This window comes from Pseudomonas sp. S150 (genome assembly GCF_004526365.1).
GTDB classification, from domain to species: domain Bacteria; phylum Pseudomonadota; class Gammaproteobacteria; order Pseudomonadales; family Pseudomonadaceae; genus Aquipseudomonas; species Aquipseudomonas putida_A.
In genome coordinates this window covers 2,132,066-2,143,451 of the sequence record NZ_CP038207.1, presented here as the reverse complement: position 1 = coordinate 2,143,451, position 11,386 = coordinate 2,132,066, and the positions used below count along the sequence as shown (strand labels likewise).

General features: G+C 61.3%; 11 protein-coding genes. 4 read left to right on the top strand and 7 right to left on the bottom strand.

What is annotated here, in order from left to right; genetic code table 11:
* Positions 1–44: 44 nt before the first annotated feature.
* Complete coding sequence (locus E3Z29_RS10020; RefSeq protein WP_098967703.1) at positions 45–890, top strand: MoxR family ATPase; 846 nt, start codon at positions 45–47, stop codon at positions 888–890.
* Positions 891–902: 12 nt separating this feature from the next.
* Complete coding sequence (locus tag E3Z29_RS10015; RefSeq protein WP_134785685.1) at positions 903–2,081, top strand: VWA domain-containing protein; 1,179 nt, start codon at positions 903–905, stop codon at positions 2,079–2,081.
* Between the two features lie 92 nt (positions 2,082–2,173).
* On the opposite strand, the gene E3Z29_RS10010 is transcribed toward E3Z29_RS10015, so the two are convergent.
* The 4 genes from E3Z29_RS10010 to E3Z29_RS09995 all read right to left on the bottom strand — a co-directional run bounded on the left by E3Z29_RS10010 (position 2,174) and on the right by E3Z29_RS09995 (position 5,897).
* A complete protein-coding gene (locus tag E3Z29_RS10010) occupies positions 2,174–3,097 on the bottom strand; it encodes a biotin-dependent carboxyltransferase family protein (protein WP_134785684.1) in 924 nt (307 codons plus the stop codon).
* A complete protein-coding gene (gene pxpB, locus E3Z29_RS10005) occupies positions 3,094–3,798 on the bottom strand; it encodes a 5-oxoprolinase subunit PxpB (RefSeq protein WP_134785683.1) in 705 nt (234 codons plus the stop codon). Before pxpB ends, E3Z29_RS10010 begins: the two co-directional genes overlap by 4 nt.
* Entirely contained in the window at positions 3,795–4,547 is a 753-nt protein-coding gene (locus E3Z29_RS10000; RefSeq protein WP_134785682.1) for a 5-oxoprolinase subunit PxpA, read from the bottom strand. The genes pxpB and E3Z29_RS10000 overlap by 4 nt, the downstream gene beginning before the upstream one ends.
* A gap of 63 nt (positions 4,548–4,610) precedes the next feature.
* On the bottom strand, positions 4,611–5,897 hold the full coding sequence (locus E3Z29_RS09995) for an MFS transporter (protein ID WP_134785681.1): 1,287 nt from the start codon (positions 5,895–5,897) through the stop codon (positions 4,611–4,613).
* Positions 5,898–6,055: 158 nt separating this feature from the next.
* Between E3Z29_RS09995 and E3Z29_RS09990 the strand changes: the two genes are divergently transcribed.
* On the top strand, positions 6,056–6,970 hold the full coding sequence (locus E3Z29_RS09990; RefSeq protein WP_098967696.1) for a LysR family transcriptional regulator: 915 nt from the start codon (positions 6,056–6,058) through the stop codon (positions 6,968–6,970).
* 144 nt (positions 6,971–7,114) lie between these two features.
* On the opposite strand, the gene E3Z29_RS09985 is transcribed toward E3Z29_RS09990, so the two are convergent.
* From E3Z29_RS09985 to E3Z29_RS09975, 3 genes are read right to left on the bottom strand one after another with little or no spacing between them, the layout of a single operon-like run.
* Positions 7,115–7,657, bottom strand: coding sequence for a DUF2937 family protein (locus E3Z29_RS09985; RefSeq protein WP_007969600.1), 543 nt, complete (start codon positions 7,655–7,657; stop codon positions 7,115–7,117).
* 14 nt (positions 7,658–7,671) lie between these two features.
* Positions 7,672–8,448: a class II glutamine amidotransferase gene (locus tag E3Z29_RS09980; protein ID WP_025110635.1), complete on the bottom strand. Its 777-nt coding sequence runs from the start codon at positions 8,446–8,448 to the stop codon at positions 7,672–7,674.
* 16 nt (positions 8,449–8,464) lie between these two features.
* Entirely contained in the window at positions 8,465–8,962 is a 498-nt protein-coding gene (locus E3Z29_RS09975; protein ID WP_086791999.1) for an MFS transporter, read from the bottom strand.
* Positions 8,963–9,198: 236 nt separating this feature from the next.
* On the opposite strand from E3Z29_RS09975, the gene E3Z29_RS09970 reads away from it, so the two are divergent.
* Entirely contained in the window at positions 9,199–11,253 is a 2,055-nt protein-coding gene (locus tag E3Z29_RS09970; RefSeq protein ID WP_134785680.1) for a S9 family peptidase, read from the top strand.
* Positions 11,254–11,386 lie beyond the last annotated feature (133 nt).

The window sequence follows — 11,386 nt, the reverse complement described above, 5'->3', positions numbered from 1 at the left end:
CGCCCTGCCCGTGCAGGTCGGCGTTACCGTTCGAGGATTAGCAGATGAAGTTCGAAGGCACCCAGGCCTACGTCGCCACCGATGACCTGAAGCTGGCGGTCAATGCCGCCATCACCCTGGAGCGGCCACTGCTGGTCAAGGGCGAACCCGGCACCGGCAAGACCATGCTCGCTGAGCAGTTGGCCGAATCGTTCGGCGCCAAGCTGATCACCTGGCACATCAAGTCCACCACCAAGGCCCATCAGGGCCTGTACGAGTACGATGCGGTTAGCCGTCTGCGCGACTCGCAACTGGGCAACGAAAAAGTCCACGACGTGCGCAACTACCTGAAGAAGGGCAAGCTCTGGGAGGCTTTCGAGTCCGAAGAACGGGTGATTCTGCTGATCGACGAAATCGACAAGGCCGACATCGAGTTCCCCAACGACTTGCTGCAAGAACTCGACAAGATGGAGTTCTACGTTTACGAGATCGACGAGACCATCAAGGCCAAGAAGCGCCCGATCATCATCATTACCTCGAACAACGAGAAAGAGCTGCCGGACGCCTTCCTGCGCCGCTGCTTCTTCCACTACATCGCCTTCCCCGACCGTAACACTCTGCAGAAAATCGTCGACGTGCACTACCCGGACATCAAGAAGGATCTGGTCAGCGAAGCGCTGGACGTGTTCTTCGACGTGCGCAAGGTGCCGGGCCTGAAGAAGAAGCCGTCGACCTCGGAACTGGTCGACTGGCTGAAGCTGTTGATGGCCGACAACATCGGCGAAGCGGTGCTGCGCGAGCGCGATCCGACCAAGGCCATTCCGCCATTGGCCGGTGCGCTGGTGAAGAACGAACAGGACGTGCAGTTGCTTGAGCGCCTGGCGTTCATGAGCCGTCGCGGTTCTCGCTAAGAGGCTGATGCCATGTTGCTCAACCTGTTCAATGAAATGCGTGCAGCCAAGGTGCCGGTGTCGGTGCGCGAGCTGCTCGACCTGATCAACGCGCTGAAACAGCGCGTGACCTTCGCCGACATGGACGAGTTCTACTACTTGTCGCGGGCGATTCTGGTCAAGGACGAACGGCATTTCGACAAGTTCGACCGTGCGTTCGGCGCCTACTTCAATGGCCTGGAAAAGCTCGACGATCACTTGCAGGCGCTGATTCCCGAAGACTGGTTGCGCAAGGAATTCGAGCGTTCGCTGACCGACGAGGAACGCGCGCAGATCCAGTCCCTGGTTGGTCTCGACAAGCTGATTGAAGAGTTCAAGAAGCGTTTGGAAGAACAGAAGGAACGTCACGCCGGCGGCAACAAATGGATCGGCACCGGCGGCACCAGCCCGTTCGGTTCCGGCGGCTTCAACCCGGAAGGCATTCGGGTCGGCGACGCCGGCAAGCGTCAGGGCAAAGCGGTCAAGGTCTGGGATCAGCGCGAGTACAAGAACCTCGACGATTCGGTGGAACTGGGCACGCGCAACATCAAGGTCGCCCTGCGTCGCCTGCGCAAATTCGCCCGTCAGGGTGCGGCTGAAGAGCTGGACATCGACGGCACCATCGACCACACCGCCAAGGACGCCGGCCTGCTGAATATCCAGATGCGCCCGGAGCGGCGCAACACGGTGAAGCTGTTGCTGCTGTTCGACATCGGCGGCTCGATGGACGCGCATGTGAAGATCTGCGAGGAACTGTTCTCGGCCTGCAAGACCGAGTTCAAGCATCTGGAGTACTTCTACTTCCATAACTTCATTTATGAGTCGGTGTGGAAGAACAACATGCGCCGCACGTCCGAGCGTTTCTCGACGCAGGATCTGCTGCACAAGTATGGCGCCGACTACAAAGTGATCTTCATCGGTGACGCCGCCATGGCGCCCTACGAAATTACCCAGGCCGGCGGCAGCGTCGAGCACTGGAACGAAGAGCCGGGCTACCTGTGGATGCAGCGGTTCATGGAGAAGTACAAGAAGCTTATCTGGATCAATCCTTATCCGAAGGACACCTGGGGCTACACCTCGTCGACCAATATCGTGCGCGATTTGATCGAGGATCAGATGTATCCGCTGACCCTTCGCGGTCTTGAGGAAGGGATGCGGTTTCTGTCGAAATAATCTTCGTTAGCCGTGATGGCCCCTTCGCGAGCAAGCCCGCTCCCACATTTGGAATGCATTCCCCTGTGGGAGCGGGCTTGCTCGCGAAGCTCTCAGCTATTTCGAAAGCGCCGCAAATACTCGACATGCTCGCGGTGCGCCACGTCCTGCACCACCGGCCTCAACCGCACCTGCGCCCCCGGCAGACACTGCGCCAGTCGCGCCAGCGCCAACGGCGTCAACGCTCCCAAGCGCGGATAGCCACCAATCGTCTGCCGATCATTGAGCAGCACAATCGGCTGTCCATCCGGCGGCACCTGCACCGCACCCAGCGGAATACCCTCGGAAATCATCGGCCGGCCCTGATACTGCAACGCCTTGCCCAGCAACCGAATGCCCATGCGATCAGCGCGACTGTCCAGCGTCCACGGACTGTTGAACACATCGAACAGACTCTGTCCGCTGAACTGGCCGATCTGTGCGCCAAGCACCAGATCCAGCGGCGCGTTGAGGCGCAGATCAGGTCGATGCGCCAGCGGCACTTCACGCACCTGCAGAACCGCACCGCGATAACTCAACATCGCGCCCTTGGTCAGCGGTAACCCCATACCATCAAGACCACCGAGTTCTTCGCGTACCACCGTGGCACTGCTGCCCAGCACCTGCGGCGCATCGAAACCACCGGGCGCCGCCAGATAAGCCCGGGCGCCGAGCAGCGGTTGGGTAAACTTCAATGTTTGCCCTTTGCCCAGTTTGAAACTGCGCCACGGCGCCAGCGCCTGCCCATCGATCTGCGCACCAAGATCAGCGCCGGCCAGCGCCAGCAGGCAATCTTCCTGCGCCACCACGGCAAACCCGCCGAGGGTGATTTCGATCACCGGCAGATCCAGCGCATTGCCGAGCAACCAATTGCTCCAACTCATCGAACTCCAATCCGCGGCACCGCCCTGGGTCACGCCCAAATGGCGCACGCCAAAACGCCCGGCGTCTTGCAACAGGCACAGCGGTGTACTGGCTTCAATCGTCAGTCGGCTCATGCCAGCGCCTCCAGTGGCGTGTCATCGCCGCCCAGGTTGACGAACTCGGCGTGGCTCACCGCTTCGAAACGCACGGTGTCGCCGGGTTGCATCAGGCTATAGCCGTCGCGATGGCGGTCGAACAGTTTCGCCGGGGTGCGGCCGATCAGGTTCCAACCGCCGGGGGACACCACCGGATAAGCCGCTGTCTGCCGCTCGGCAATCCCGACGCTGCCAGCCGCGACTTTCTTGCGTGGGGTGTCCAGGCGTGGCGCCGCGAGGATTTCTTCCACCAGCCCCATGAAGGCGAATCCCGGTGCAAAGCCAAGGGCGAACACCTGATATTCACGCGCGCTGTGACGGCGGATCACCTCTTCCACTGCCAACCCGCTGCGCTGCGCCAGCAGGTTCAGTTCGGGGCCGACACTCAGGTCGTACCAGACCGGCAACACATGGCACTGGCCGCTGGTTCGAGCGTTCGGCGACAGATCGATCAACGCTTCAGCGATCAATTCACGGGCCTGATTCGGATTCAGTACCGTCAGGTCGTAATGCACCATCAACGTGGTGTAGGACGGCACCAAGTCGATCAACTGCGCGCCAAACACCGCGCGCAAGCGCTCACTGGCGGCGAGCATCCACGGCATGTTGGATTCGGCAATTTCATCGAACAGGCGCAGCATCAGGCAGTCGAGGGCCACCACTTCAATCCGTGGACTCATGGCGCGCTCTGCTGATTCAGGGCCTCGCGAATGCGCTGCACAGCGGCCACCGAACTGGCGTTGTCGCCATGCACGCACAAGGTGTTGGCCTGCAGGTGCAGCGTGCTGCCGTCACTGGCGACGAGGTCGCCGCCACGGGCCATGGTCAGGGCCTGTTCGATGATTTTTTCTGCTTCGTGATGCACCGCACCCGGCAGTTGCCGCGAAACCAGTCGACCTGCACTGTCGTAGGCGCGGTCGGCGAAGGCTTCGAACCACAGGGTCACGCCGTATTCGTCACCGAGTTGCTGCGCCGCCGAGTTGTCGCGGGTGGCCATCAGCATCAACGGCAAGCTGCGATCGTAGGCGGCAACGGCCTCAATCACCGCCCGCAATTGCGCCGGGTTGGCCATCATGTCGTTGTACATCGCGCCGTGAGGTTTGACGTAACTGACCCGCCCGCCCTGCGCGCGGCAAATGCCGTCGAGCGCGCCGATCTGGTAATGCAGGATGTCTTGCAGTTCCTGGGCGGAATAGGCCATGGAGCGCCGGCCGAAACCGACCAGATCCTGATAGGCCGGGTGCGCGCCGATCTGCACGCCGTGGCTCAGGGCCAGGCTGACGGTCTTGCGCATGATGCTCGGGTCACCGGCATGGAAGCCGCAGGCCACGTTGGCGCAGTCGATGAAGGGCATGACCTCGGCGTCCAGACCCATGGTCCAGCTGCCGAAACTCTCGCCGATGTCGCAATTCAATAGCAGGCGGCTCACGGTGAACACTCCTGTAGCTTCTGGTCTTTTTATCTGTAGGACGCTTGCCCGGCAGGTTATCAGTTACTGCGCATCCAGTTGCTTGCCACGGGTCTCCGGCAGGCTCAGTGCGGCGAGAATCACCACGCCGTAGGACACCGCAGCAAACGCGCCGATCCCAACGCTCAACGGCACCTTCTGGCTGAGCAAGCCGATCAACAGCGGAAACAAAGCCGCCAGCGCCCGACCGATGTTGTAGCAGAAGCCCTGCCCCGAGCCACGAATCCGCGTTGGAAACAGCTCGGTGAGAAACGCGCCCATGCCGCTGAAAATCCCTGAGGCGAAGAAGCCCAGCGGAAAGCCCAGCCACAGCATCACCCTGTTGCTCACCGGCATTTGCGTGTACAGCAGAACGATGGTGAACGAGCCGACCGCGAACAGGATGAAATTCTTTTTACGCCCGAGCAGATCGGTCAGATAAGCACTGATCACATAGCCGACGTAGGAGCCGACAATCACCATGGCCAGATATCCGCCAGTGCCGAGCACGCTCAAACCGCGTTCGTTCTTGAGGAAGGTTGGAAGCCACGAAGTGATCGCGTAGTAACCGCCGAGTGCACCAGTGGTCAGCAGCGACGCACGGAACGTGGTGAACAGCATGCCGGGGGCAAAGATCTCGTAGAACTTCGCCGGATTCTGCGGAGTTTGTGCAGCCTTGGCTTCGCGATAGATTTCCGGGTCTTTCACGAGCCGCCGCACGAAGATCACGAAAATTGCCGGGACGATGCCGAGAATGAACAGCGCACGCCAGGCATCTTCCGGCGGCAACACCGAGAACAGCAGCGCATAGAGAATCGCCGTCAATCCCCAGCCCAAGGCCCAACCGCTCTGCACCATGCCCACCGCTTTGCCGCGATCCTTGGCGCGGATCACTTCACCGATCAGCACCGCGCCGGCCGTCCATTCGCCGCCAAAACCGAAGCCCATCAGGGTGCGGGCGATCAGCAGCTGTTCGTAGTTCTGCGCGAAACCGCAGAGGAACGTGAAGAAAGCGAACCACAGCACCGTCAGTTGCAGGGTGCGCACGCGGCCGATGCGGTCGGAGAGAATCCCCGCCACCCAGCCACCAATGGCCGAAGCGATCAGGGTGCTGGTGTGAATCAGCCCGGCCTGTCCGGTGGTGATGCCCCACATGGCGATCAGGGTCGGCACCACGAAGCTGAGCATCTGCGTGTCCATGCCGTCCAGGCCATAGCCGATCTTGCAGCTCCAGAAGGTGCGACGCTCTTGCTGATTGATGTTGCGATACCAGTCGAACGGTCCGGGGCGGGCCGTGTTCTTGGGGAGGTCGAGGGTGTCGGGCGCACGCATGGCAAGTCTCCGCAGGCTTTTATTGGTCTTGTTCGAAGTTCCGACGACGCCTATCGTGGGAACCGGATGCGCCGATTTTTCGTCGCCCGGCCCTGCTGCGTCCAACGAATAAAAACCCGCCTTAGGCATAAGAAAAATTTGTCACCCGAGCCGTTGCCATGAACCTGAAGTTTCTCGAGACCTTTGTCTGGGTCGCCCGGCTGAAGAGTTTTCGCCTGACCGCCGACAAGCTGTTCACTACCCAGGCGTCGATTTCCAGCCGCATCGCGGTGCTCGAAGGCGAGCTGGGGGTGAAGCTGTTTCTGCGCGATTCACGCGGCGTCAGCCTGACGCCCGAAGGCCTGAAAGTGCTGGATTATGCCGAGCAGATGCTCGACACCATGTCGGCGCTCAAGCAATCGATCGAAACCCGTTCGAGCAAGGTCGGGCGGGTGCGCATCGGCGTAATGGACACGGTGATCCACACCTGGCTCAGCCCGTTGGTGGCGCAGATGACCGATCTGTATCCGCGGGTGGAAATCGAGCTGGTGGCGGATACCTCGCTGAACCTCTGCGATCAGCTGCAAAAAGGCTTTCTCGACATCATTCTGCAAACCGATCTGGTGCGCCACGAAAGTGTGCGCAGCCTTGAGCTGGCCAGCCATCCGCTGGGCTGGATCGTTGCGAGCAATTCGATCTACAACCGCGAGTACGCTGACCTCGGCGAACTCGCGCAGGAGCGGATCATCACCTACTCGAAGAACTCCCGACCGCATCAGGATCTGCTGGCATTGATGCAGGCCAACGGTGTGTTGGCGCCGCGCCTGAACTGCGTGAATTCGGTGTCGGCGATCACCCGGCTGTTGCGCGATGGTTTTGGGATTGGCGTGCTGCCGCCGGTGCTGGTGGCCGAGGAACTGGCGCGGGGTGAACTGACTTTGCTCGACATCGACCTGCGACCGCCGAATCTGCAGGTGGTGGTGTCGTGGCGAGTTGGCGTGGAGTGGGTCGAGGAGATGGTGACGTTGTGTCAGCAGGTGCTGGCGGGGTATGCGCGCAAGGTCGGTGAAAACTACATCACCCTCACTCAGTAATCACACCTGTGGTGAGGGGATTTATCCCCGATGGGCTGCGCAGCAGTCCTGAAACCTGAGCAATCAGGTTGATCTGACACACCATTGAGGGCCGCTTCGCGCCCCATCGAGGATAAATCCCCTCGCCACGGAATTTGGCCAGCCTTACAAGCCGCGCACGTCGCGGTCTTCAATCGGCCGGCTCTGGCGCAAACGCCGGCCGCCGAGCACCACCCAGTCAATCAGACGAATCAGGCACTCGATGCCGAACGACAGCAGCAACGCGCCGCTCATGCCCCAGATCATCGCTTCCGGAGTCAGCAGGATCTGGTAGCTGTAGCCGTTCCAGGTTTCCTTGCGAATGTCCGGGTCGGCGGCCAGCACCACTTGCAGGAAGCGGATGTACCACGGGCCCTGCATCGCCTGGAACTGTTTATCCAGCGCTGTCTGGCGGTTGAGCAAGGTGCTCAGGCTGTCGGCATCGCTGCGAAATACCGGGTCATCACTGGCGCGGTAATGCGCGACCAGCGCCTGCAAGTCGCCCTTGAAGAACTGCTCGGCGGTGCCCTGAAAACCGCGCAGACCGGTCTGCGCTTCGATCAGATGAGCTTCGACGCGTTTGGCGTAATCGTTGATGAAACCCGGCACCTGGACACCGATCAACAGGCCCGCCGCAAACAACACCAGCCGTAGATAACTGAGCAACATCGGGGAGAGATCCTTTATTCGGTCGTGCCCTGGCTGACGCATTCGCCGCGTCGCCACAGGCTCCATTGGCCCGGTTCGTAACGGGTCCAGGTTTCGTTTTCGGTCAAAGGCTCGGTGGCGATCACCGTGACCACGTCGTTGGGCGTGGTTTCCGCCTGGAAATCGACGATCACATCGACATCCTTGAGCCGCGCCGGGCCGAACGGTGCGCGCCGGGTGATCTGTGCCAGTTTGGTCGAGCAATAGCAGAACAGCCAGTCGCCGTCGCTGAGCAGGCAGTTGAACACGCCTTTGCTGCGGTATTCGGCACATGCAGCGACCAGATCCGGCAGCAGCACTTCTATATCGACCGGTTCCGGGAATGCTGCACGCACGCGGTTGAGCAAATCGCAGAACGCCGCTTCGCTGTCGGTATCGCCCACCGGGCGGTAGAAACTCTTGATCGGGGTGAAATCGGCGAGCTGGCCGTTGTGCGCAAAACACCAGTTGCGCCCCCACAGTTCGCGCACAAACGGGTGAGTGTTGGACAGGCAGACCTTGCCGACGTTGGCCTGACGAATGTGGCCGATGACCACTTCGCTCTTGATCGGATAGCGCTGCACCAGGTTGGCGACTTCCGACTCACTGCTCGCGGCCGGATCCTGAAACAGACGCAAGCCGCGGCCTTCATAGAAGGCGATACCCCAGCCGTCGCGGTGCGGGCCGGTACGCCCGCCGCGCTGCATCAGGCCGGTGAAGCTGAACACGATATCGGTCGGCACGTTGGCACTCATGCCCAGTAGTTCACACATGTGCTGACTCTCGTGATTACAGGCGCGGCTCGACGCGCATGCGCTGCGGATTGTTCGGCAATGGCGGGCGACCGTAACGGTCATCACCGGCAGCGCCGAACGGCTGATCGTCGTCGCGATCATCGGCACGCGCCGCCGCTTTGGCCGCCTCGGCCTGCTCGCGGCGGGCGCGCGAGGCGCGTTCGATCGGGAAGCGGATCAGCACGAAAATCAGGTAGATGCCGAACGCAATCATGCCGTACATGAACAGATCGGAAATCGCCCGCCAGGCGTTGTTGCCGACCTTGAAGGCCAGGTCCAGCGCGGTGATGGCGATCGACGGTGCAACCTTGGCTTTCACCGGGTCAATGATGGTCGGGCTGAACAGCAACACTGCCATCAGCACCCGCAGCGGCTCGCGCAGCCAGCGCCACATCCAGCGGGTCAGGCGCATCCATACCAACAGGCAGCCCACAGCAGCAAAGGCGTAGAGGCCCCAGGCGATCAGATAGTCGTTCTCGGTCATGGTGTCCATGGCAAGGCAGGCAAAGAGGCGCTTATAGTAACGACTTTTCGCCTGTCAGGCTTGTCCCAATGCCAGACGGCCTGCCGCAATCATTGTGGGAGCGGGCTTGCTCGCGAAAGCAGTGTGTCAGCCAAATAAGTCTTTACTGACAGGACGCCTTCGCGAGCAAGCCCGCTCCCACAGGTGCTGCGGCGGTTTCACGATCCGCGAAAACCTTTATTCCGAACATTGTCCGAGAGCCTTCCATGCCCGAATCCGCCCACGTCCTCCGCGCCCCGATCGCCCGCAAGGCTGCCGGTGCCGACCCGTATGCCTGGCTGCAGGAACGCGACACCGACGCGGTGCTCGACTACCTCAAGGCCGAAAATGCCTATCAGGAAGCACAGACCGCCGATCAGGTCGGCCTGCGCGAGAGCCTGTTCGAGGAGATCAAGGGCCGGATCCTCGAAACCGACCTGTCCCTGCCCTCGCCTTGGGGCCCGTATCTGTATTACACGCGCACCACGGCGGGTGACGAGTACGCCCGCCATTACCGTTGCCCGCGTCCGGCCGATGACAGCCTGACCCTCGACGAAAGCCGCGAGCAACTGCTGCTCGACCCGAACGTTTTGGCCAACGGCGGCTTCTTCTCGCTCGGCGCGTTCAGCATCAGCCCGGATCACCAGCGTCTGGCCTACAGCGTCGACGCCTCGGGCGACGAGATCTACACACTGTTCGTCAAGGAGCTGGCCAATGACAAGGTCAGTGAACTGGAATTTCAGGACTGCGACGGCAGCATGACCTGGGCCAACGACAGCCTGACGCTGTTCTTCGGTGTGCTCGACGACACCCATCGCCCGCACAAACTGTTTCGCTATCGCCTCGACGGCACCGCCGCCGAAGAGGTGTTCCACGAGCCGGACGGGCGTTTCTTCCTGCATTGCTACCGCTCCAGTTCCGAGCAGCAATTGCTGCTGACCCTGGGCAGCAAGACCACCAGCGAAGTCTGGGCGCTGGACGCGCATCAGCCGCACCTGCCCTTCACTTGCCTGGCGCCACGGGTCGAGGATCACGAATACGATGTCGATCACGGCGCGCTGGATGGCGTGTGGACCTGGTTCATCCGCACCAACCGTGACGGCATCAATTTCGCCCTGTATCAGGCGCCGGACACCGGTGTGGTACCGAGCGAAGCCGACTGGCAGAACCTGATCCCGCACAGCGACACGGTGATGCTCGACGGCGTGACGCTGAACACCGCGGCCATGACCCTGAGCCTGCGCGAAGGCGGTCTGCCGATCATCGAAGTTCATCCGCAAGGCCTGACGCCGTATCGCGTGCAATTGCCGGACGCGGCTTACAGCCTCTATGTGCAGAACAGCCTGGAGTTCGAGAGCGACTGCATCCGTCTGCGTTACGAGGCGCTGAATCGTCCGGCACAGGTGCGCCAATTGCTGCTGGCCAGCGGCGAGCAAACCGTGCTGAAAGAAACCCCGGTGCTCGGCCCGTTCGACGCCGACGCCTACGTCAGCCAACGCCTGTGGGCCACGGCGCCGGACGGTACGCAGGTGCCGATCAGTCTGGTAATGAAACGCGAAATGGTCGGCAAACCGGTGCCGCTGTATCTGTACGGTTATGGCGCCTACGGTTCCAGCCTCGATCCGTGGTTCTCCCACGCACGCCTGAGCCTGCTGGATCGCGGCATGGCTTTCGCCATCGCCCACGTACGTGGCGGCGGCGAGTTGGGCGAAGCGTGGTACCGCGCCGGCAAACAGGAACACAAACACAATACCTTCAGCGACTTTATTGCCTGCGCCGAATTCCTGATCCTCAACGGCATCACCACCGCCGAGAAACTGGCGATCAGCGGCGGCAGTGCTGGCGGCTTGTTGATTGGCGCGGTGCTCAATCAACGTCCGGATCTGTTCGGCGTGGCGATTGCCGAAGTGCCGTTCGTCGACGTGCTCAACACCATGCTCGACCCGGACTTGCCGCTGACCGTCACTGAGTACGACGAGTGGGGCAACCCCGAAGAGCCGGAGGTCTACGAGCGGATCAAGGCCTACGCACCGTACGAAAACGTCACCGCGCAGAATTATCCGGCAACCCTGGTCATCGCCGGCTACAACGACAGCCGCGTGCAGTACTGGGAATCGGCCAAATGGGTGGCGAAACTGCGCGCGACCAAGACCGACGACAACCTGCTGCTGCTCAAGACCGAACTCGGCGCCGGGCATGGCGGGATGAGCGGGCGTTATCAGGGATTACGTGACGTAGCGCTCGAATATGCATTTGTGTTCAAGGTTTTGGGCCTGGCCTGAGGAACTCCGTCGGTCACTTGGGTCTTAACTCCAGACCCCGGTGGTCGATACACCACAAACCCCATTGTGGGAGCGGGCTTGCTCGCGAATGCGGTGGGTCAGTCGACACTGATATTGACTGAACCACCGCATT